The organism is Nostoc sp. DedQUE12b, assembly GCF_034530835.1.
Taxonomy (GTDB): Bacteria; Cyanobacteriota; Cyanobacteriia; order Cyanobacteriales; family Nostocaceae; genus Nostoc.
The window spans coordinates 1-22,809 of the sequence record NZ_JAVRCI010000060.1 but is presented as its reverse complement, the minus strand read 5'-3'; the positions used below and the strand labels follow the sequence as shown (position 1 = coordinate 22,809).

The 22,809-nt window shown below is 40.7% G+C and carries 20 protein-coding genes; 15 read left to right on the top strand and 5 right to left on the bottom strand.

Translation table 11 applies throughout. The features are described from left to right. Nucleotides 1-71: 71 nt before the first annotated feature. The 3 genes from RMY16_RS24245 (at nucleotide 72) to RMY16_RS24235 (ending at nucleotide 3,989) form a co-directional block, all read left to right on the top strand. Complete coding sequence (locus RMY16_RS24245; protein WP_416211695.1) at nucleotides 72-1,799, top strand: peptidoglycan D,D-transpeptidase FtsI family protein; 1,728 nt, start codon at nucleotides 72-74, stop codon at nucleotides 1,797-1,799. Nucleotides 1,800-1,977: 178 nt separating this feature from the next. Next, on the top strand, nucleotides 1,978-3,075 hold the full coding sequence (locus RMY16_RS24240; RefSeq protein ID WP_322738493.1) for an iron-containing redox enzyme family protein: 1,098 nt from the start codon (nucleotides 1,978-1,980) through the stop codon (nucleotides 3,073-3,075). Nucleotides 3,076-3,293: 218 nt separating this feature from the next. Beyond that, the gene (locus RMY16_RS24235) at nucleotides 3,294-3,989 is read left to right on the top strand and encodes an SAM-dependent methyltransferase (RefSeq protein WP_322668665.1); all 696 of its coding nucleotides are present in this window, start codon (nucleotides 3,294-3,296) and stop codon (nucleotides 3,987-3,989) included. Between the two features lie 152 nt (nucleotides 3,990-4,141). On the opposite strand, the gene RMY16_RS24230 is transcribed toward RMY16_RS24235, so the two are convergent. Together RMY16_RS24230 and RMY16_RS24225 are read right to left on the bottom strand one after the other, a co-directional pair. Beyond that, nucleotides 4,142-5,278 carry a DUF3466 family protein gene (locus tag RMY16_RS24230; protein WP_322738492.1) on the bottom strand — a complete coding sequence of 379 codons (1,137 nt, stop codon included), beginning with the start codon at nucleotides 5,276-5,278 and terminating at the stop codon, nucleotides 4,142-4,144. 35 nt (nucleotides 5,279-5,313) lie between these two features. Further along, nucleotides 5,314-6,330, bottom strand: a complete 1,017-nt coding sequence (locus tag RMY16_RS24225) for a glycerophosphodiester phosphodiesterase (RefSeq protein ID WP_322738491.1) — start codon at nucleotides 6,328-6,330, stop codon at nucleotides 5,314-5,316. Between the two features lie 390 nt (nucleotides 6,331-6,720). Between RMY16_RS24225 and ovoA the strand changes: the two genes are divergently transcribed. The 4 genes from ovoA to RMY16_RS24205 all read left to right on the top strand — a co-directional run bounded on the left by ovoA (nucleotide 6,721) and on the right by RMY16_RS24205 (nucleotide 11,084). Further along, entirely contained in the window at nucleotides 6,721-8,058 is a 1,338-nt protein-coding gene (gene ovoA / locus RMY16_RS24220; RefSeq protein WP_322738490.1) for a 5-histidylcysteine sulfoxide synthase, read from the top strand. Between the two features lie 38 nt (nucleotides 8,059-8,096). Beyond that, the gene (locus tag RMY16_RS24215) at nucleotides 8,097-8,948 is read left to right on the top strand and encodes a sterol desaturase family protein (protein ID WP_322738489.1); all 852 of its coding nucleotides are present in this window, start codon (nucleotides 8,097-8,099) and stop codon (nucleotides 8,946-8,948) included. 601 nt (nucleotides 8,949-9,549) lie between these two features. Next, nucleotides 9,550-10,431 carry a DMT family transporter gene (locus RMY16_RS24210; RefSeq protein ID WP_322668670.1) on the top strand — a complete coding sequence of 294 codons (882 nt, stop codon included), beginning with the start codon at nucleotides 9,550-9,552 and terminating at the stop codon, nucleotides 10,429-10,431. A 179-nt stretch (nucleotides 10,432-10,610) separates the two neighbouring features. Beyond that, nucleotides 10,611-11,084 carry an SET domain-containing protein gene (locus RMY16_RS24205; protein WP_322738488.1) on the top strand — a complete coding sequence of 158 codons (474 nt, stop codon included), beginning with the start codon at nucleotides 10,611-10,613 and terminating at the stop codon, nucleotides 11,082-11,084. 142 nt (nucleotides 11,085-11,226) lie between these two features. Here the strand turns inward: RMY16_RS24205 and ilvC are convergent, their stop codons facing one another. Continuing rightward, nucleotides 11,227-12,222, bottom strand: a complete 996-nt coding sequence (gene ilvC, locus RMY16_RS24200; RefSeq protein WP_322697670.1) for a ketol-acid reductoisomerase — start codon at nucleotides 12,220-12,222, stop codon at nucleotides 11,227-11,229. 318 nt (nucleotides 12,223-12,540) lie between these two features. Here ilvC and RMY16_RS24195 point away from each other — a divergent pair, with 318 nt between their 5' ends. The 4 genes from RMY16_RS24195 to RMY16_RS24180 all read left to right on the top strand — a co-directional run bounded on the left by RMY16_RS24195 (nucleotide 12,541) and on the right by RMY16_RS24180 (nucleotide 17,191). After that, nucleotides 12,541-13,473 (top strand): DUF4349 domain-containing protein, encoded by a 933-nt coding sequence (locus RMY16_RS24195; protein WP_322738487.1) that lies wholly within the window; start codon nucleotides 12,541-12,543, stop codon nucleotides 13,471-13,473. Nucleotides 13,474-13,707: 234 nt separating this feature from the next. Further along, entirely contained in the window at nucleotides 13,708-15,069 is a 1,362-nt protein-coding gene (locus tag RMY16_RS24190; RefSeq protein WP_322738486.1) for an NAD(P)/FAD-dependent oxidoreductase, read from the top strand. 136 nt (nucleotides 15,070-15,205) lie between these two features. Continuing rightward, nucleotides 15,206-16,441, top strand: a complete 1,236-nt coding sequence (locus RMY16_RS24185; protein ID WP_322738485.1) for an LL-diaminopimelate aminotransferase — start codon at nucleotides 15,206-15,208, stop codon at nucleotides 16,439-16,441. 111 nt (nucleotides 16,442-16,552) lie between these two features. Beyond that, the gene (locus tag RMY16_RS24180; RefSeq protein ID WP_322738484.1) at nucleotides 16,553-17,191 is read left to right on the top strand and encodes a Uma2 family endonuclease; all 639 of its coding nucleotides are present in this window, start codon (nucleotides 16,553-16,555) and stop codon (nucleotides 17,189-17,191) included. Between the two features lie 59 nt (nucleotides 17,192-17,250). Here RMY16_RS24180 and RMY16_RS24175 read toward each other — a convergent pair whose 3' ends face one another. Further along, nucleotides 17,251-17,409 (bottom strand): hypothetical protein, encoded by a 159-nt coding sequence (locus tag RMY16_RS24175; RefSeq protein WP_322738483.1) that lies wholly within the window; start codon nucleotides 17,407-17,409, stop codon nucleotides 17,251-17,253. A 247-nt stretch (nucleotides 17,410-17,656) separates the two neighbouring features. After that, nucleotides 17,657-18,853 (bottom strand): MFS transporter, encoded by a 1,197-nt coding sequence (locus RMY16_RS24170; RefSeq protein WP_322738482.1) that lies wholly within the window; start codon nucleotides 18,851-18,853, stop codon nucleotides 17,657-17,659. A gap of 591 nt (nucleotides 18,854-19,444) precedes the next feature. Here RMY16_RS24170 and RMY16_RS24165 point away from each other — a divergent pair. From RMY16_RS24165 to RMY16_RS24150, 4 genes are all read left to right on the top strand, one after another. Next, entirely contained in the window at nucleotides 19,445-20,314 is an 870-nt protein-coding gene (locus RMY16_RS24165; protein WP_322738481.1) for a zinc metalloprotease HtpX, read from the top strand. Nucleotides 20,315-20,424: 110 nt separating this feature from the next. Then, a complete protein-coding gene (locus RMY16_RS24160; RefSeq protein ID WP_322668679.1) occupies nucleotides 20,425-20,829 on the top strand; it encodes a hypothetical protein in 405 nt (134 codons plus the stop codon). A gap of 359 nt (nucleotides 20,830-21,188) precedes the next feature. Then, nucleotides 21,189-22,496, top strand: a complete 1,308-nt coding sequence (locus RMY16_RS24155; RefSeq protein ID WP_322738480.1) for a chloride channel protein — start codon at nucleotides 21,189-21,191, stop codon at nucleotides 22,494-22,496. A gap of 140 nt (nucleotides 22,497-22,636) precedes the next feature. Next, on the top strand, nucleotides 22,637-22,809 hold a 173-nt coding region (locus RMY16_RS24150), incomplete at its 3' end, for a DNA gyrase subunit A (protein WP_322738508.1).

The following is a 22,809-nucleotide window of genomic DNA, read 5'->3' as shown; positions in this document are numbered from 1 at the left end:
TTCGGAATCCAGCATTGACAAGCCAAAAAAAGGGTTATAAACGAGGGCTTTTGGGAAAATTAGCCTCTAGTATGCAAGACCAAACATCCAACACTAAGTCCCGGCTGTTCATCGTCTGGGGCATATTAATGGTATCAGGGTTGGGGTTGACTATTAACTTGTATAATCTGCAAATTGTCAAGGGGCCAAAGTTAACTGAGTACGCACGCAACCAGCAAATGGTGAATGTGCGACCTTTTATGCCCCGTCGCCCAGTGGTAGATCGCAATAGCGATCTATTGGCTATTGACCGTCCTGTATATACTTTGTACGCTCATCCCAAGCTGTTTGATAAGTCTAATGAAAATATGGCAGAGCGACTTGCCCCAATTTTGGCAAAAGATACTGCTGAATTGGTAAAAACTTTTCAAAGCAAAAGAAGCGGAATTATACTTGCGCCGGCTTTACCAGAAGAAATTATTGATCGCGTCATCTCTTTGCGCTTAAATGGTCTGGAATGGACTCAAAAATACTCCCGATTTTACCCGCCAGACGATTTGGTTGCTGATGTGGTGGGCTATGTGAATGTTGACCGTCGTGGTCAAGCTGGTGTGGAATACTCTCAAGAGAAGTTGTTAGAACGTCCTGTGCAAACGGTGCGCCTCAGTCGGTCGGGTAATGGGGTCTTGATGCCAGATCGGGCGCCCGAAGGTTTTTTGCATTTTGACGATTTGCGATTACAACTTACTATCGATAGCCGTCTGCAACGAATAGCTAGGATTGCGCTCAAACAACAGATGGAGAAGTTTGCCGCTAAACGTGGTGCGGTAATTGTTATGGATGCACTGGATGGTTCCTTACTCGCCCTCGTTTCTCAGCCGACTTATAATCCTAATGAATATGCTAAATCTGATATTTCACTATTTAAAAACTGGACAGTAGCGGATCTTTATGAACCGGGATCGACTTTTAAGCCTTTGAATGTGGCGATCGCTCTGGAAAATGGCATCATCAAACCAGATGATATGTTTAATGACTCCGGTTCGATTCGCGTCGCTAATTACAACATCAAAAATGCCATGAATAATGGGAATGGGCGAATCAGCATCGCTCAGATTTTGCAATATTCTAGCAACATTGGCATGGTGCAAATTATCCAACGCTTAAAGCCTTCAATCTATTACAACTGGCTAGAACGTTTGGGGCTAGGACAAAAAGTTGATACAGATTTACCTTTTGAAGTCGGCGGAAGGCTTAAAAGTCAAGAAGAATTTATCGCTTCGCCAATTGAACCAGCTACTACTTCCTTTGGGCAAGGCTTTTCTATGACACCGTTACAGCTAGTGCAAATGCACGGTGCTTTAGCTAATGGCGGTAAGTTAGTTACACCCCATGTAGTTCGCGGGTTGATTGATAGCAAAGGGCAGATGCATGATTCACCCACTCACACCATCCCCCGCCAAATTTTTTCAACCGCAACAACTCAAAAGGTTGTGGAAATGATGGAAACTGTTGTTACTGAAGGCAGTGGTAAGCCGGCACAAATTCCGGGATATCGCATTGCTGGCAAAACTGGTACAGCCCAAAAAGCTAGTCCCAATGGCGGATATATCAAGGGTGCGAGAATGACCAGTTTCGTGGCTATTTTACCCGTGGAATCTCCTCGCTATGTAGTGTTTGCACTGGTGGATGAGCCAAAAGGAGAAAGTGCTTATGGTTCTACTGTCGCTGCGCCAATTGTGAAGTCGGTGATCGAAGCACTGATTCCTCTTGAGCAGATTCCGCCCAGTAAGGCGATTGAACAGCAGAAAGTGCCGTAGGCAGGGGAGGCAGGGGGAGAAGATTATTGCCCAATGCCCAATTCCCAATCCCCCTTTCGTCTGAAACTTAATCATTTCTCTATAACCAGGGAAAGAGGTACAGAAAGCTACTGGTGTGGGAACTTAGATATTAAAGGTGAAAGTAACTTTTCATTTTTCTAAAGCTACCGAAGATTCCATGCAAAGCAATTTAGTTATATTTCCTAAGGTTGAGGCTGCAAAAAATAGCACGCAAACTAAAGAAAGAACAATTACCAAATACGACCGTGCTGAAGAGCAATTTATAGAACTGCTAGCAATGGAGGATTTGGACAATAAACTGGATGCAAATCCTTTAATAGCCACTGAGTTTGAACAGTCACTCTCTATGGCAATTGGCGCTGCTTATGCAAACGATCGCTCTGATGAACAAGCTCACCGTTTTCTCCAACGGATACTTTATCGTATTAATCGGCTAAAGCTGTTTTGGTACGACGATTTGCGGCATTATAACAATGAGCGATCGCTGTATTTGCGCTCATGCCGCGACCAAATTGAAGCTGCTTGGCAACAGTGGGAGTTAGCACAATTCGATGTGGCTGCACTGCAACAATTAGATGTAAAACAAGCTTTAATTGAGCGCACATCTGCTGATTTAAATCCGCCTTTGTCGGAAAGTAGCCGCTACATTCGTGAGGAAATGACTGAAGCAGGCTATCGTCACTTGCTAGCGATCGGCTCTTTTGATGGCTTGGTTGAAGCTAGTCATCTTTCCCGCATTTTGGGTGGTGCTGCTAATGAAGTGCAATGTACGCTGATACGAGTACTAATAGAAGAATATGGCAATGGTCGTTTATCTCGCAAGCACTCGACATTTTTTGCCCAAATGCTGGCTGAATTTGGAATGAACACCGAACCAGAGGCATATTTCGATTTAGTACCTTGGGAAGTGTTGGCTTCGACAAATTATAACTTTCTGGTGACTGAGCGCAAACGCTATTTCTTGCGTTACAGCGGTGGGTTGACCTATTTTGAAGTGGCTGGCCCTGCGATTTACAAAAATTATCTGCTGGCGGCGCAACGACTCTTACTCTCAGAAGTAGCGGTGGGTTATTGGGAACTGCACATCAGAGAAGATGAACGCCACGGTCGTTGGATGTTAGATGATGTGGCTTTGTCATTAGCAGAACGATATCCCAATGATGCATGGGAATTGCTGCTTGGATACGACCTGCAAAAACGTATGAGCGATCGCGCGGGGACGGCAGTTGTGCGATCGATACGCGAAGCAGAATGAACCGCTTTTCTCGTATGAGAAATCCCAAAAATTATAAATAGCAGGTTATTCTAAGTCTTTTAATTTGACATTTCAAAGTCATTTTATTGCTCATTCACCTGCAAATAAATTTCTTTAGCAAAGGGTTGCTAAAGGAAGAATTTTTTATTGCCTGAATACAAGGTAATAAACAACCTCCTATTACATTGATTATACCTTACGCATGGAAGTGCAATCAAATGAAAGATATCTTTTTTTGCCCTGAAGAATCTAATTTCTACTCCAACTGCTTAGAAAGCTTTGTGATCAGAAATTGTCAAAATTCCGAATCCATAGTGGAGTTTGGCTCAGGAGATGGCAGCCCTGTAATTAATACCTTATTGAGAAACAATTTTGATGGAATTATCCAGGGATTTGAATTAAATACTTCTGCATGGAAAGTCGCAAATTCAACCATTGATGAATACAATCTTACTAATAAATACATCATCCATAATTCATCTTTGTTTAATTCTTCTCAACCCGATGCCGAATATCTTGTAGCCAATCCACCCTATCTCCCAGCACCAGATAATGATATTTATATGCCTCTCTTATTTGGGGGTGTAGATGGAGCCACAGTTACCAACGAGCTTTTATCGTTAGATTATGAAAATGTATTGGTTTTAATATCTAGCTTTTCTAATCCAATCAATACGTTGGATTTAGCAAAAGAAAATGGTTATTATGTTCAAAACTTCATGGTTTTACCTTTACAGTTTGGCTACTATAGCTCTGACCCCAAGGTAAAGAATCACATCGAGAAACTCCAAAAAAATCAGATGGCATTTTATTCTGGCGATTATTATTTTTTAGCTGGAGTTTTATTTAAAAAATACCAGGAGTCTGCAATTGATTTATCTAATCAATTAGCTCAGGTGATGACTAGTTTGTGAAAATCAAGAACAATTTCAGTGATGTTATCCCTTGCCTAAAGTACAGATGTGTCTCTAAGCCACGCTTAGAAACACATCTTCAAAGATTTTCACGAGCATTTTTATAAATGCATATTCCCAAGTAATCATTTTGTCTGCCTGAAGTTATTGCATTAACTTCTTTGTTCTATGGCTGCACTTTTAGAGTGAGGTTTGCGCTTAAATGCAGCAAATAAAATTACACTAGCACCGAACGACAAAATAGGAAAACCTGAAGTTGGTTCTGTTACAGAGACAGATGAGATTGGCGTCAACAGGAAGGCGCGTAATTCACCATTAACTGCACCACGACCGACAATTTGCCCATTATTATTAATGGCTGATGCTGCTGTTAAAATAAACCCAGGGTTGTAACCAGGAGCAAGCAGGTTATTTAAGTCGTACAGAGTGTTATCACTATAAAGAAAAGCCCGCAAACCGTTGCCATCTGCGGCAAAAAAATCATTGGTAGTGCCAGAAAGCCCGACTACTTGACCCAAATTATTGATCCCCGAACCAATACTAAACAGATCTGTAGGACGTAACCTACCAAGGTTTTGGAGTCCTGTGCTAGAACTGTACACAAAAGCACGACTATCATTTACGCTAGTGAGTCCCGAACTACCAACTACTTGTCCTGAGTCATTAACATCGTTTGCTACGCTGTATCTGTCACCTGGCAAAGTTCCCAAATTAGTAGTTTGGCCGTTTTCGTAGAGAAAAGCTGTGTTTGAATTGAGAATGCCTACAGCTTGTCCCAAGTTATTTAAACCGTAAGCAACTGCACTAGGAGTTCCTATACTGGTTGCTACACCATTGCTGTACAAAAAAGGTCCAAGTCCGCTTGCTCCCCCTACTACTTGGGTGCGATCATTAATTGCATAAGGAATAGCATTTTGAATTGGGAGGCGTTGGGTGAGACCATTGCTGTACAGGAAAGGGTTATTTCCAGTAAAGTTATTAATATTAGCCGAATTACCAACTACTTGCCCCAAGTTATTGATACTAGTCACTGCAAGTTGATTATCACCAGGCAACGAACTAATTGTTTTGAGCGAACCATTACTGTAAAAAAAAGATCTACTCAAAGTATTAATGGCTACCTCACCTGAGTCATTAATATCTGTAGCGTAACTGTAGGCTTCTCCTGTAAGAGCGCCTAAGTCAGTGACTGAGTATAAAGATACCGCCAATGCCGACTTAGATACAGCAAGACTGGTTGCGGTGAAGGTAATTGCTGCTATACAGGATTTCCACTTAAGTAAAACCATGTTACTTTTCTGTGATTTTGTATTACCCTACCAAATTACCACTGAAGAGTAGAGTGGCAAGCTGCCGTATCTGGGTAGTCAGTAAATACACCATCAACACCTAAGCTGAAAAATAGTTCATATTCTCCTTGGGGATTTCCTTGAAAGTCCAGTGGTAAAAAACAGTCTTCATTGCGGAAAGTCCAGACATGAACCAGCAAACCAGCTGCATGAGCATCTATGACTAAGGATGTAGGCGATCGCAATTTACCATTGTTGTCTCTAGGAACCAGTAAATTTTTATGAATCCCAATTGCTTGTGCATATTTGGCAATTTCTTTTAAACTCGATGCTGTGACTAAATCTGTATAGGTGCGTTTGCAGCCACTAACGACAAAATCATAAGGTTTACCACTGTTATTCAGCAATTGCACTAAAGGTAAATCAGTCTTTGTGGATAAATCTTGTAAATTACCCACTTCAAAAGACTGAATAAAAACAGGTGCATTAGCTCCCTGATAACCGTTGGCTGTTAAAGTTGCAAGTAGGGGTGCTTCTAGGCCTAACCCAATAGATTGAAAATAAGTTGGGTGCTTAGTTTCTGGGTAAATGCCAATCGCCCGATTAATTTCGCCACTTTTAACCTTGACTAAATTGATGATTTCTTGCAGCGTGGGAATTTCTAAAAGTCCATCATAAGTGGTATTTTGCGATGCCTGCGGCGGGCTATGCCTACGCACTTGGGGAATTCGCTCTTTAGCTCGTAGTGTTTTCAGTTCTGTTAGGGTAAAGTCTTCAGTAAACCAGCCAGTTTTTAATTCGCCATCAATTATTTTAGTGGTTTGAAGATGAGCAAATTCTGCATGGGTTGCAACGTCAGTGGTTTCAGAAATCTCATTTTCGTGACGAGCAATTAAAATACCATCTTTGGTAGAAACTAAATCAAGTTCAATATAATCAGCCCCAAGTGCGATCGCCAATTCATAAGCAGCTAAAGTATGTTCTAGACGATAGCCGCTAGCGCCTCGGTGTGCAATGATTATTGGAGATGTTTCTTGCAAAGTTGTAGTCATTTAATAATCTTGTTATGTTTATTACCACTGAATTATTTCTTGGCTAATATCTTGGCTAATAGTTTAACTATTCAACTAGAATTAAGTTAGTCAAATCTACGGTATTACTACACTAAGTCGATAAACTTTTAGTCTTATTTGAAAAACTAATTATTGAACAATAAGTATTGCTATTAAATAATAAACCTGTCATATTTAATAATCTTATTTGATATTTCTTCAATCCTATTGTGTTTAACACATTTTATAGGATTCATCTTTATTTTTTCAAAAAAGTCAGTACATATCTATTTTTTTCCCGTGTTCCTTACCCATGTAAGTAAATTCAAGAATCAAATCAGATTTCGAGATAATTAATTTTTTTCATTGTTCTCTAATAGTAATTTAATCATGAATAGTCTGCAATCTGCTAAACCTCCAAAACTTGATAGTTGTAATAACCAAGTTATCCTCGATTACTTTGAGAATGCTTGGCAACTGGAAGATATATTATTGAAAAGTCTAGTTGGGGAAGATACATTTTATCTCAATCCTGACCCTTTGAGAAACCCTCTAATTTTTTATCTGGGACATTCGGCTATTTTCTACATCAATAAATTAATTCAGGTAGGATTATTAGAAAAACGCCTCAATCCAGAGTATGAAATTTTGTTTGAGATTGGAGTCGATCCAGAAATACCAGAGGAATTAAATGAAGCGATCGCTCATCTGGAATGGCCGCAAGTTGCACAAACTTGGGAGTATCGAAAACAAGCATATTCCGTAATTTCCGAGCTAATTAAGACAACCCCAATTACTCTGCCAATTCATCCCAGTCATCCTCTTTGGGCTTTAATGATGGGGATTGAACATCAACGTATTCACATTGAAACTTCTTCAATGTTAATTCGCCAACTACCAATTGAGAGAGTGAAACGTCCCCAAAATTGGCAATATGCCCCTTTGAATGGTTACACTCCTGAGAACGAAATGATAGAAGTTGCTGGTGGAGTAGTAAAACTCGGTAAAGCCTTAGATGACTCCACTTATGGATGGGATATTGATTATGGCGATCGCACTGTTGAAGTTGCACCCTTTTTCGCCAGCAAATATTTGATTACCAATGCAGATTTTATTTATTTTGTAAAAGCTGGTGGTTACGAAAATCAAGACTATTGGGATGAAGAATCCTGGAATTGGAAAAATCGATACAATATTCAATGTCCCAAATTTTGGTTACATGAAAATGGTAGCTACAAATATCGAGCTATGTTTGATGAAATTGACTTACCCCTAGATTGGCCTGTGGAAGTCAATCATTATGAAACAATGGCTTATTGTCGTTGGCAAGGTCAAGATACTCGCTTAATGAGCGAACCAGAGTACCATTTAGCAACTTATGGTAATAGTTTATTAGATGACGTAGAAAATTATAATCTCAATTTAAAATTTGGTTCTCCTAGTCCTGTTGGAATGTTAAAAACAGCCAAAACTTCTTCGGGATTGTATGATTTACGTGGCAATGTTTGGGAATGGCTAAGTAATAACTTAAACCCTCTTCCAGGATATCAACCTCATTTTCTTTATGAGGATAATTCTGCCATATTTTTTGATGATCAACATCAAATGATGTTAGGAGGGTGTTGGATAACTAATGGTACAGAAGCTTTAAAATATTACCGCAACTGGTTCCGTCCAAATTTTTATCAGCACGCTGGTTTTCGGATTGTCCAAGATATCAAATATTAACATAATATGCCTGAGTCAGATACTATAAGTTTACAGAGATGCCAAAATTTTTGAATTTCTGTTTTGAGATAGAATTTTATCTAAAGATCGCTATTAGTTGTACGATTGTTCAGCAAGTATTTTATTTGCTGTTAAACAATATTAAGATCGACTTGATAACGCAGGTACTGTTGTACTGGCTCCTTAGTTCTATCTCATTTTATAGTATTGGCATTTTCATTGAAAAAGGAATAAAAAGTAACGATGTTTTAAGAGATAAGCTGACGGTAAGGGTTAAGAAAGTCAAAAATCAAGTATTTCCTTGCTTTACTGTCAAAGGCATCATTACAGGAGAAATTAAAGCTTTTCTATCAGCATTAATAATTCTATATCTAGCTCCAGAGGTTCATAGAGGAAATAGCTTACTTCTAAACCTTGGATGGTTTTTGATGAGAATAGTTGCTGCTGATTTTTGTTTTTATGTTGCTCATCGCCTTTTGCACACAAGATTCTTGCAGAAAATCCATCTTAAACATCATGAGTTTCGTGACTCATCAAGTTTTGTTGCTGGACACAAGAGTTTGGTTGAATATATTATTGTTGCGATCGCTGATGTTTTACCTATTTTTATATTTGGATATGACATCACTCAATTGTGTGCATGGAGCATTATAGGCAATGCTTACAACTTAGAAGGTCATAGTTCTTTGTCAATATTTTTCATTCCATCAGATTTCCACGATCTTCATCACACTTGCTTTAATGGAAACTATGGCATTCAGGGGTTCTGGGACAGAATATTCAACACACTAAATCCTCCTACTAAGAAGCCAGGAATCATATTTCCTATGAGTTTGATCGAGTATATAATTATTAAGTCATCTATTAATAATGATACTGAAAAAATATAATTCAACTAAAAAAATCATGATATTATAGCTTTTCCTAATCATACAAGGTACATTATAGTCCCCTCCTAGCTTGCAGTGAGGGTTATTTTACCTGCTTCAACTACAACTAATTAGCAGAGACTATTAATCATCACAGAAATTTAGTGATGCCAATCGCTCTCAAGTTCTCATGCAGATACGGTAATATCAGGTTTGGGCAAATTAGGCAATCAATTTAGTAAGTTTTTTCTTGGGAATGCCTCCCAAAGTGATAAACAATGATTTTATGGAACCCTGCAAACGAGATACTTCCTTACGTTTGCAATTATCTGATCGGTAACCACTTAATGATAGAATTTTTATTGATTGCAGATTTTTGATAATTACAAATACTGTATATAACACAACCAATGATACAGTTTAGATTAGATTAATGCAAACTTCCTTTACCTTTTAATTGCATGCGGAAAAAGATATGAAATTATGAAAATTGGATTAGTAGTACTTAGCCAACTAAAAAGCCTCGATTCTGAAGTTAGTAACGGGACGGAACAAAAGCAAAATTATTTATGCATCGCATTCTCTATGGATGTAAAGAAACATTATTCAATCAATTAGTTTGATGCCACCTGAAAATACCTTGCGTTTCAAAGGAATAATGCTGCTTATTTTTGTGAATCTAAGCGGTGCTACAACTTTTCCATTGACTAAAGACATAGTTAGTAGCCTTTCACCAAGTGCATTGATTGCTAGCCGCTTTGTCATAGCCGCAGCAGTTTTTGCCCTAAATTTACGTAATATTAACGCAATTTTATTTCGTCATGGTACAGTACTAGGGCTTTTGCTTTTCTTTTTGTTAGCTATAGAAACAATTGCACTCAAGACCATACCAGCAAACCGGGCGGCATTCATTGTCAGTTTGAGCGCACTCATTGTCCCTCTGCTGGGATGGCTGAGTGGTAAGCGCGTACTGTTGAGAACTTTCCTAACCGCTGGAGTAGCTGTGATTGGTATTGGTATCATGTTTTGGGAAGGGGGAGAACTACGAATTGGCGATCTGTTGATGTTTATTGATACTTTTATCTATGCAGCCTACCTAATTTTCCTAGAGCGAGTTGCACCCCGTCACCCCACCTTACCACTCACCAGTGTTCAACTTATGTTCGTTGCGGTGCTAGGGGTACTCTGGAATAACACGCAAATCCTTAACCAATTTGAGGTAATTCGCCAGCACTGGGTAGTGATTCTCTACTTAGGGCTGGTGTCGACGGCTGCTGTAATCTGGTTTCAAACATTGGCACAGCAATGGGTTTCATCTGACGAAGCTGCCTTACTTTATACACTTGAGCCATTGTTCGCCACAATTTTCTCGTTTTCGCTACTTGGAGAACATTTGGGAATACGCGGTCTAATTGGCGCGATTCTTGTCTTACTTGCTCTGGTTCTAAGTCAAAGCCCTCAAAAGATTGAGCCAGAAGCAAAATTTGAGGTACAGAACAGTTAAGTTAATCGGCATTTAAGTTGCATAAAAGTAGGGCTGGAGCCGCTTACTACAAGCGAATCATTCTAGAAAAATGAATCAAGATTAGCTTAACGGACTGTTAGCTAGAAAGTGAAATCTAATTAGTCCAAGTTTTAAACTTGGAAGCCGCAAGAAATTTAAACATAAGTGAGTTTTTATCTATGAATACAGCAGAGTCGATTTCAGATGCAAAGCTAAATTCTCATGTCACGATTCAGCAAACAGCAAAAGGACGAGGAGTGTTTGCTACAAAAAAATTTGCAAAAGGGGAAACCGTCGTAGTGGGTATTTTAATTGAAGCAGTTCCCGAACGAACAATTTATTCTGTTCAGATGGATTTTAATTTGCATATCAACTTAGATGAGCCTGCTATTGTCACCAACCATTCTTGCGATCCAAATACTGGGGTAAGGAACAATCAGTTTGGGGGATATGACTTCGTTGCTTTGAGCGATATAGAAGCAGGTGAGGAAATTGTCTGGGACTACGAAACCACCGAATATGAACCAATTGCTACCTTCCGGTGCTTGTGCGGATCTCTATCTTGTCGAGGGAAAATATTAGGATTTAAATTCCGGGAACAAATTTTGCGCGATCGCTACGGAGAGTACATTGCAGATTATCTTAAAATCTAAAGCAAATGATGTTATTTAGAATGCATCTATCTATGCATTCTAAATAATATCTATAGGGGTATGAAAAATAATTTTGCGTAATTTCAAAATCATTCTAGAGACGTTACATTGCAACGTCTCTACATTCATATCCTTGTTTTGTTTAAGCCTTTTTCAACCAGCTAAACATAGCACGTAAATCTTTACCAACTTCCTCAATTTTGTGTTCAGATTCTTTACGACGCATGGCAGTAAATCCTGGTTTACCAGATTGGTTTTCGAGAACGAATTCTCGTGCAAATTGCCCAGATTGAATTTCGCTGAGAATCTTCTGCATTTCAGCTTTGGTTTGTTCAGTAACAATCCGCGGGCCACGCGTATAATCGCCATATTCAGCTGTGTTAGAAATGCTGTCGCGCATTTTGGCTAAACCACCTTCCACAACCAAGTCTACAATCAACTTGACTTCATGCAGACATTCAAAATAAGCCAATTCTGGTTGATAACCAGCTTCTACCAAAGTTTCAAATCCGGCTTTGATTAAAGCACTCAAACCACCGCACAATACCGCTTGTTCGCCAAATAAATCGGTTTCGGTTTCTTCACGGAAAGTAGTTTCGAGAACACCGGCGCGAGTACCACCAATACCTTTAGCATAAGACATGGCGCGATCGCGTGCCTGACCACTGGCATCTTGATAAACTGCAAACAGCGCTGGTACGCCTTCACCACCTTCATAAGTCCGCCGTACCAAATGCCCCGGCCCTTTGGGTGCTACCATCACCACATCGACGTTAGCCGGTGGTACAACTTGCCCAAAGTGAATATTGAAGCCGTGGGCAAAAGCTAACACATTCCCTTCTTCTAGATTGGGTTCAATCTCGTTTTTATAAATCGTTTTTTGAACTTCATCAGGTAACAAAATCATGATGAAGTCAGCAGCATTAGCAGCATCTGCAACATTTTTCACAGTTAACCCAGCTGCTTCAGCTTTTGCAACTGACTTACTACCCGGATATAGTCCCACAATCACATTCAAACCACTATCTTTGAGATTGAGAGCGTGGGCATGACCTTGAGAACCATAGCCGATGATAGCAATAGTTTTTCCAGCCAAAAGGTCTAAATTGGCATCTTCGTCATAATACATCCGGGCCATAGAAGCATCTCCTGTCAGCAAGCATCGTCATTAATTCGCAGGCTTACGATTGTACCTCAAATTGAGTAACACAGATGAATTATCAATCATTCAATTTATCTCTTTGGAGTGAGGAGAGGAGGGAGTAAGGGAGCAGGGGAAGTAGGGGAGCAGGGGGGCAGGGGAGCAGGGGGGCAGGGGAGAAAAATTACATAGCCAGTCCCAATGCCTAATGACAAATGACTAATGACAAACCCTGTTACATAAATCGCAACAATACAGGCTTCGAGTTTTCATTCAGTAATACTGGGGTTAACTTCATCCATCTAGGGGTAGATTATGTATATTGCGACGAAATTACCGCGCACGTCTGCTTTATTTATAAGTGCGTTATTAGGAGGGATGATTTTCACCAGTTGCGCCTCTTCGGATCGATCAACAAATCAGGCTTTACCTCAAATGGCAGCTCCAATGGCAGGCGATGGCGCGGTAAATCAATTAACTGCCCGTGAAAACAGTATTTCCCAAAAGGCTGAAGCTGCACCAATAGCACGTTCTCGTCCCCAACTTATCAAAAAGGCAGCAATCTCTTTGACTGTCGCCTCTGTAGATCAAACTGTCGATGCTGTTTCGCAAATCATCAATCAACAGCAAGGGGATTTAATCGGGTTGAAACAACAACAACCCAAAAACGACAACCCGCGCTACACAGCAACAATCCAATTGCGGATACCAGAGAATCGGCTAGAACCTACCCTAGAACAACTAGCTAAATTAGGCACTGTTAATAGTCGTAATATCACTGCCGAAGATGTAGGCGATCGCCTGGTCGATTTCCAAGCCAGATTAACTAATTTGCAAAAAACTGAAGCAAATTTGCAAAAAATTATGGATCGGGCTGGTTCTGTCAGAGATGTGCTTAGTGTTGCCCAAGAACTGAGTAATGTTCGACAAACCATAGAACAAATTGATGCCCAACTAAAAAGCTTACAAAATCAAGTTGCATATTCCACTATTACGCTGAACCTAGAAGCAGCAGTTTCTAGCACCAGTCCCCAACCTGCCTTGGGTTTGCAAGTTAAGGAAACTTGGAACAACTCCACCCACTCTTTGAGTGCATTTTCCGTTGGCTTACTCAAACTGGGTATTTGGTTAATTGTTTACAGTCCCTATTTGTTAATTTTTGCTGCTCTTATCTATGGCTTTAACCGTTGGCGGCGAACTCATTCACCACGTTTGACACAAACACCAGAGTCAACTAGTTCTGACTAAACTTGCATAAATTCTACATCTACCTCTGATAAATCTACATAGATAAACAAAAATTGAAAGATTTCAAACTCTTATTGTCTGTACCTTTCTCTTAAACAATTTTGTTTATCCTGTAGTCTCGATTACTTTAATACTTTTTCAAATGTAAAGAGCAATACAAAATATATGATGACAATTTTGATACAAATCTGTTAAGAATAGTTACAATAGTCGGCATACACGATAATATTTCTTATGGTAAATTCACTTGACAAAAATCCACCCCATAAAGTAGTAATCGTTGGCGGTGGTTTTGGTGGACTTTATGCAGCAAAAACACTTGCCAAAGCGGCAGTAAACGTTACTCTGATTGATAAACGTAACTTTCATCTATTTCAACCCCTTTTATATCAAGTCGCCACAGGTGCGCTATCTCCTGCTGATATCTCCTCACCGTTGCGTTCTGTCCTCAGCAAGAGCAAGAATACGAAAGTGCTGCTGGGAGAGGTGAATAATATTGATCCAGAAGCGCAAAAAGTGATTGTGGGTGACGAAGCAGTACCTTACGATACGTTAATTGTCGCCACAGGTGCGAAGCATTCCTACTTTGGCAAAGATAACTGGGAAGAATTCGCCCCAGGCTTGAAAACTGTAGAAGATGCGATAGAAATGCGTAGCCGGATTTTTTCGGCCTTTGAAGCCGCAGAAAAAGAAACCGATCCAGAAAAACGCCGTGCTTGGTTAACTTTTGTAATTGTGGGTGGCGGCCCAACTGGTGTAGAGTTAGCTGGTGCGATCGCAGAATTAGCAAATCAAACCCTCAAAGAAGATTTCCGCAACATCGACACCTCAGAAGCCAAGATTTTGCTATTAGAAGGTTTAGATCGGATTCTGCCACCCTTTGCACCAGAGTTATCACAAGAAGCGGAAGCATCCTTGACGCGCTTGGGTGTGGTTGTGCAGACAAAAACATTGGTAACAAATATTGAAAATGATACTGTTACCCTCAAACAAGGTGATGAAGTCAAAGAAATTGCCTCCAAAACGGTATTATGGGCAGCAGGTGTAAAAGCTTCCGCAATGGGAAAAGTGTTAGCAGAACGCACAGGTGCTGAGTGCGATCGCGCTGGACGGATTATCGTTGAACCTGACTTGAGTATTAAGGGACATCCCAATATTTTTGTAGTTGGCGACTTAGCAAATTTTTCTCATCAAAATGGTAAACCGCTACCTGGTGTTGCACCTGTAGCGAAGCAAGAAGGTGAATATGTAGCAACATTAGTTCAACAGCGGCTTGCAGGTAAAAGTTTGCCACCCTTTGCTTATACCGATTATGGTAGTTTGGCAATGATTGGGCATAATTCTGCTGTAGTCGATTTGGGCTTTACCAAGCTGAAAGGTTTCGTTGCATGGCTGTTTTGGCTATTTATTCACATCTACTTCTTAATTGAATTTAACAACAAATTAGTAGTAATGATTCAGTGGGCATGGAGCTATTTCACCCGTAATCGCGGAGCAAGATTAATTACAGGGAAAGAATCGCTCACGGAGTTCGTAATTAGCGATCGCAACATTTATTACGCATCAGCCGATAATAAACAGCCAGTAAATATCTAATTGGGAATTTGTCATTAGTCATTGGAACTGGCTATGTAATTTTTCTCCCCCTGCTCCCTCTGCTCCCCTGCTCTCCACTCCCCGCCCTCATAAATTAGCAGTAAGCTATTTGAGGGCGTTTTTCATAATCTACATAATGGCAACTATTAACGACAACTACCTAAAACTGAAAGCGGGTTATCTGTTTCCAGAAATTGCTCGGCGGGTGAATGCCTTTGCAGAAGCCAATCCTGATGCTAAAATCATTCGGCTGGGCATTGGTGATGTTACCGAACCTCTACCGGAGGCTTGCCGCACAGCGATGATTAAAGCTGTGGAAGAAATGGGCGATCGCAATACCTTCAAAGGCTACGGCCCAGAGCAAGGCTACGCTTGGTTACGCGAAAAAATTGCTACTCAAGATTTCCAAGCACGGGGAGCTGATATAGATGCTTCGGAAATCTTTATCTCCGACGGTTCCAAGTGCGACACCGGCAATATTCTGGAAATCTTTGGTCATGACAACACTATAGCCGTTACTGACCCCGTTTATCCCGTATATGTAGACACTAATGTTATGGTGGGAAATACTGGGGATGCCAACGATAAAGGCGAATTTGAGGGTTTAGTTTATCTGCCAATTACAGCTGATAACAACTTCACCGCCGAGATTCCCTCAAAGAAAGTAGATTTAATTTATCTCTGCTTTCCCAATAACCCCACTGGCGCAACTGCAACCAAGGAATATCTCAAAGCATGGGTAGACTATGCCAAAGCTAATAACTCGATTATTTTCTTTGATGCAGCCTACGAAGCTTATATTACCGATCCATCGCTTCCTCATTCAATTTATGAAATTGAAGGTGCAAGAGATGTTGCGATCGAATTTCGGTCTTTCTCCAAAAATGCAGGTTTTACAGGAACTCGTTGCGCGTTAACCGTTGTACCGAAGACACTCACAGCAAAAGCTGCCGATGGTTCCGATGTCGAACTATGGAAACTCTGGAATCGCCGCCAGTCCACCAAATTTAATGGCGTTTCTTACATTGTCCAACGGGGAGCCGAAGCGGTTTACTCTGAAGAAGGACAGACACAAATTAAGGGATTGGTGAATTTTTATCTAGAAAACGCCAAAATTATCCGTGAGAAACTCACAGCCGCCGGATTATCAGTTTATGGTGGCGTGAATGCACCTTACGTTTGGGTGAAAACTCCTAATGGTTTATCGAGTTGGGAGTTTTTTGATAAGTTGCTGCAAACTGTCAACGTTGTAGGAACACCCGGTTCTGGCTTTGGTGCTGCGGGTGAAGGTTACTTCCGCATTTCGGCGTTTAACAGCCGGGAGAATGTGGAAGAAGCGATGAAGCGGATTGCAGAGAAGTTTACGGTGTAGAGCGATCGCTTTTGTTAAACTCAATCTATTAGTCTAAAGGTTACGGTGGGCTGTATATCCACCGCAACCTGATAGATAATTATTGAGATTCAGCTTATTGATATTTTAGTTATGACTGCTGCTATCCCCGTTTTCAAAGCTGTTAGCCGGATGCAGTTAGCACCTGGTAGCGCGGTGACTATTCCTGATGTTAACTGGGAAGAATTTGAATCTATTTTAGAAGAATTGGGACAAAAAAGAACTACACGAATTGCCTACAGCCAGGGTACTTTAGAACTTATGGCTCCTTTACCAGAACATGAAATTCCCAAAGATTTAATTTCTGATATTGTCAAAATATTGCTAAAGGCTAAAAATATCAGATACCAACCTTTTGGTTCCACCACCTTTAAATGGCAAGGTGTAGCAGGAGTTGAACCTGATGCTTGCTTTTATATTCAGAATTATCAACAAATGATTGGTCATCGCCGCTTGCAACCTGATAATCCGCCGCCAGATTTAGCGATTGAGACTGATGTCACATCGAAAACTACTCTTGATGCTTATGAAGCTATTGGAGTCCCAGAATTATGGGTTTACGATAATGGGAGTCTTTCTATTTATTTGCTGAGAGATGGGAAATACATAAAATCTAATACTAGTCCTAATTTTGAGGATATAGCTATTACTAAAATTATTCCTGCTGCTGTGGAACATAGTTGGCAAGTAGGAAGTTTTCAAGCTTTGAAAGAATTGGAAGCGATGATTTAGTAAATAAAAATAAGCAGTAGATGGTATAAAAGTAATTGATGTTATCTCAAAGATAAGCATTATCGAATAAATTTATTTAGCTTCTTAACTAAAAGATGTACTGTTGTTGAAGGATTATCATTTACTGGATTAGAAGGGTTATATTGCTTGATAAGACTTTTAGCGCCTAAGCTCTCTTGGGCAACTTTTCTATCGGCATAGCCACGGTTTCTAGGCATTAGGCTCACCAAGAAACTCTTATTCCTACCCCAATACTTCTCGCTTTGTGCATTTTTAACTCGGAATCGGGTTTGGGGTAAAGGGTAAAGGGTAAGGGTTAAAGGTTTTTTCTTTCCCTTTTCCCCTTAACTGAGAAGTATTGATTCCTACCCTTCTCCTTCTCTGCGGGATGCTGCACGAACAAAGACGCTACGCAAATAGGCTACCGCAGAGAGAAGAAAAAATGCTTAACTAAACTGTATTGCCCTATATTTGTGAATATTTTTTCCTATTAATTACCAACAATAAGACAGCAGCGATCGCAAACAAACTTCCAGTTAGAAATGTTGCCTCTGCTCCCAATGTTTGCCACAATCCCCCAGCTAGCAAACTAGCAGGTAAAAGCGCTAATCCCACAGCCAAATTAAAGAATCCAAAAGCAGTGCCGCGCAGATTTGCTGGTATACTATTTGCCACTAGCGCTAATAGTAATCCTTTGCTCATACCTAAATGCAGACCATAAAGAGCAAACAATCCCCAGACTTGCCAAGGTGTCTGCACGAAAGCAAAGCCTAGATACACTAGAGCATATAGGATAAATCCGCCTACTAGTAAACCAAATTTTCCTACGCGATCAGAAAGTATTCCCAATGGGTAGGCGCTGAACGAGTAGGCGATGTTCACCACCATTAATGTCAATGGGATGAGTGAAGCAGAAATACCTGTTTGTTCAGCTCGCAGCAACAAAAAAGCATTGCTGGAGTTGCCTAAATTGAATAGCAATGCCACTACTACAATTACCCAGTATCCTGAACCCAAACTGTATAAATCTTCCCATTGCAGAGGATTGCTTCGGTTTCCTTGAGTTTGAGTTGTTTTTGGTTCGCGCACTCCCACTGCTAATAAAGCCACTGCGAAGAATCCAGGGATGAGTGCTAGCCAAAAAATCAGGCGGAAGTTGTTTTCGGAAGCAGCCATCAGGGCAAATGCTGCCAAAGGCCCCAAAAATGCTCCAATAGTATCGAGGGATTGACGCAATCCGTAGGCTGCACCGCGTACTTCTGGATTAGTGGAATCGGCAACTAAGGCATCGCGGGGTGCTACCCGAATACCTTTGCCAATGCGATCGCCAAATCGAGCTATTAACACCCCAGTCGGATTGGTAGCTACAGCAAATAGAGGTTTCACAAAGGTTGATAATCCGTATCCAAACACCGCTAATCCTTTACGATGTCCCCAGTAATCACTCAATACTCCTGAAAAGACTTTTAAGATTGAAGCTGTTGCCTCTGCAATACCTTCAATGATGCCGACAGTCAAAATATCCGCCCCTAAAACTGACACTAGAAACAAGGGCAACAGAGAATTAATCATCTCGGAACTAATATCTGTCAACAGACTGACAGACCCTAAAATCCAAACAGTCTGAGGAATTTTTTGGACATATTTATTTTGTAGTTCCATTTTGCCTGTTTTTACTACAATAGTGATAGAAATGTACGCCCCTACAGCCGATTTATTTGCTGCAAAAATTTTTGCAAACAAATAGTATTACTATATCAGTTTTATAATTTTTGAGAACCTATAGTTTAATGAGGTGAAACTAACTAAACTGCGTTCTTAGTTGCCAAAAATTCGCGATCGCGATTTGTTTAGTACCCCAAAATATTCACAAGCTACTGAAGCTTTAAAGGCGTGCAAATTAGATTTTCAAGTATTTTCCCAACAAATATATCAAGCACAAGGAATAGACTCAGAACCTTTATAAGTAAATGAATATTAACTAATAATTAGGCATAGCTCAATCTAAGCATCACACTTGTAATTCATGCCTATATCCACAATTTCTTCCTATAGGTAGATGCATCTTTATTATTTGTAAGAGTTAATTTTATAAACTAAATTAGTATTACTAAAACTTAAGTAGGAAAACCGTACTTATCTGATAGGTTTTCTGTACCATATATCTAATGTTTAGCTGGGTAAAATCAAAATGTAGCTGAGGTAATGCTGTTTCCTGAAAAATTTACACAGCATTAGCAGGAGAGTAAAAACATGACAAATCAATTAAAAACGGCTGCTTTGCTAGCTGCACTAAGTGGTCTTTTGATTGCAATTAGTTACTGGGTAATTGGTGGTTCTAGTGGCTTGATTATCGGGATTGGCTTGGCAGCAGTAACTAACCTGTTTTCCTGGTATCAATCAGATAAAATTGCCCTAGCAGTATACCAAGCGCAACCTGTGAATGAAAGGGAAGCACCAGGACTTTATCGGATGGTGCAGAGATTGAGCGATCGCGCTAACATTCCCATGCCTAAAGTTTATATCGTTCCTAGCCTTGGTGCTAACGCTTTCGCTACAGGACGCGATCCAGAACACGCTGCTGTGGCTGTCACCGAAGGTATTCTAAATATATTGCCAGATGATGAACTTGAAGGTGTTATCGCCCACGAGCTAACCCATATTATTAATCGTGACACCTTGACACAAGCCGTTGCTGCTACTGTGGCTGGTGCGATCTCATTCCTAGCCCAAATGGTTAGTTACAGTCTATGGTTTGGCGGTGGTTCGCGAGATGACAACAGAGGTGGAAATCCAATAGGAGTTTTATTAACAGTCATGCTTGCCCCACTGGCTGCGACAATTATTCAGCTAGCAATTTCGCGCACACGAGAATTTTCCGCTGATGCAGGTTCTGCTAGATTAACTGGTAATCCCCGCGCCTTAGCTAGAGCATTGCAACGCTTAGAAGCTTCAGCAAAGCAAATGCCTTTAAATACTAATCCAGCTTATGAGCCGTTATTAATTATCAATTCCATCTCTGGGCAGTTTCTGGGTAACTTATTCTCCAGTCACCCGGCGACAGAAATGCGAGTTGCAGCATTACTAAAATTAGAGCAACAACTGCCAATAAAAACTTATTAATTTGTCATTAGTCCTTTGTCCTTTGTAAAATAAATAAATGACGAATGACTATTAAGACAGGGTGCAATTCTTATTGAAGAATAAACTTTGCAATTAAGGATGTTTTAAGTATGAATTCTAACAATATCGAATCTACTGAATCCATAGTAATTGTAAAAATAAGTGCTGAAACCGACAAATTAGTGGAAACCGAAATGGCTGGTGAAACTGATGAGGTGAAGCGCGAAACTAAAGCGTTAATTGAGGCGCTAAAAAGACGCGCTCAAGCTGAGGCTGATTCAGCAGGCACTCTCACCCGTGAAACCTATTTGAAAGTTGTGCGTCAAGCACGGGAATTAATTGAAGGAAGGAAACTGATAGAACGCGATCGCTTAGAAAACTCTTGGGCGGTAATTCAGGATGAAGCCGAGAGAAACTGGCACTTATTGATGAAAGACTTAGTAGACTTTAACTTTCGCCTGCAAAAGGCTGTAAAAGCTGCTTGGGAAACCTTCAATAATCCTTACTCTCGTTAAAGAGAGTGCGATGCCTACGGTGGTCATTGAGCGCAGCCGAAGTGCGGGCTACACCTACGCAGATAAATAAATATTTTAGGGGCGTACAGATGTACGCCTTTTTTTTATAGCCCGTCGGAGACATGGCAATACGGTTCGGATAAGCATTTTTCACTTTCCTTGTGGTCTGGGGAATGGGTTTGCGGGTAAAGGGTAAAGGATGTATTCAAAACCTTTCCCCTTTCCCCTTTTCCCTTTAACCGAACCGTATTGGGAGACATGGCTCTTTGTAGACCAAAAATGATTTACTAAACTAAATAGCCCTACCATAAAAAGCGTAAATATTCAGTACTCTCCATTTCACAAATAGGAAATAAGCAGTGTTACCAAACAAGCCCCCCGCTAGCAATCAAACTCAACGCTGGACATTTGCTCAACTTTTTGGACTGGTAAAGCGTAATCCCCTAATGATTTCGCAGTGGGTGATCCGCTGGGTAGTTGTGGGGACTGCTGGTGGTCTATTCGCAGCCTTGTACTGGAATGTTCTAGAGTTTTTTACTCACAGACTCCAGCGATTTGAGGGTTTTAGCCTGCTGATAGTGATGCCACTTAGCGGTTTACTTATCGGTCTGGTGATTCATTTTTTGGGAAATCCCGGTGAAATCGCCGTGATTGTTGATAATATTCATTTTCGTGGCGGACGCCTAGATGTTCGCAAAAATCCTTCAATGATTCTTGCTTCTTTAGTCAGCATCTCGGCAGGCGGTAGTGCTGGCCCAGAAGCGCCACTGGTACAGGTAACAGGTTCTTTTGGTACTTGGATTGCCGATCGCTTAAAACTCCAAGGTGAAGACCTCAGAACCATGAGTTTAGCAGCAATGGCGGCTGGCTTCACTGCCTTATTTGGCGCACCTCTTGGCGGTGCAATGTTCGCTTTGGAGATTTTGCACCACGAGCATATTGTGGAATATTACGAAGCCTTAATGCCAGCTATTGTTTCAAGTTGCGCTAGCTATCTGGTGTTTGCAACAATTACTCGTTTGGGTATTGCGCCCACTTGGCATTTTCCTCAGTATCACTTAGAAAGGATTGATGATTTTGCGATCGCGATCATGTTTGGAATTATCGGGGCGGTGGCAGGATGGATTTTTATGGGCATTTTTCGCAGTTGCGATCGCGCCTTTGGCCAGATTCCTGGCCCAATTTATGTACGCACAACACTAGCAGGATTGGGACTTGGCACTTTAGCAGTTTTATTACCCCTCACGCGTTATTTTGGACATGAAGAGTTAGATTCAGTTCTGACTGCTAACTTTGGTGCTGTTTTTCTCTTAACTCTAGCTCTTGGCAAAATAGCTGCCATTAGCATTACGGTAACAGGTGGGTGGCGCGGTGGATTCATCATTCCCCTATTTTTCACTGGTGCTTGCATCGGTAAAGCAGTAGCAATTTTAATTCCAGGACTTAATCCTGCCCTTGCCATGATTTGTACAATGGCGGCTGTCAACGCAGCTGTAACCCGCACACCTATAAGTACGACTTTACTACTGTCAAAACTGACTAACTTGAGTCCCTTTACGCCAATCCTTTTTGCCAGTTTGATCGGATTTTTTCTTGCCCCTAAAGTTCCTCTGATCGCATCTCAACTCAAATCCCAGAGAGAAACTACGGATCGAACAATTGCCTGAGTTAGCTGCCCAGGCAGAAAAAAGCAATATATGATAGAATTGTACCAAATTATAGCAATTATTCAAGAGCAATTTAGAATAATTTTGCGCTTTGTTGAGTAAAAAAGCTAAAATCTACGATTTTTGGAGATTTTTAGGTTATGACAACCTCACAGGAGAGGATTATCCCGACAGACTTGCGAAACGAAATGTCGCAGTCTTATCTGGAATACGCCATGAGCGTGATAGTGGGTCGGGCGCTGCCAGATGCCAGGGATGGTCTAAAACCTGTGCATCGTCGCATTCTCTACGCAATGCACGAGCTAGGTCTGCT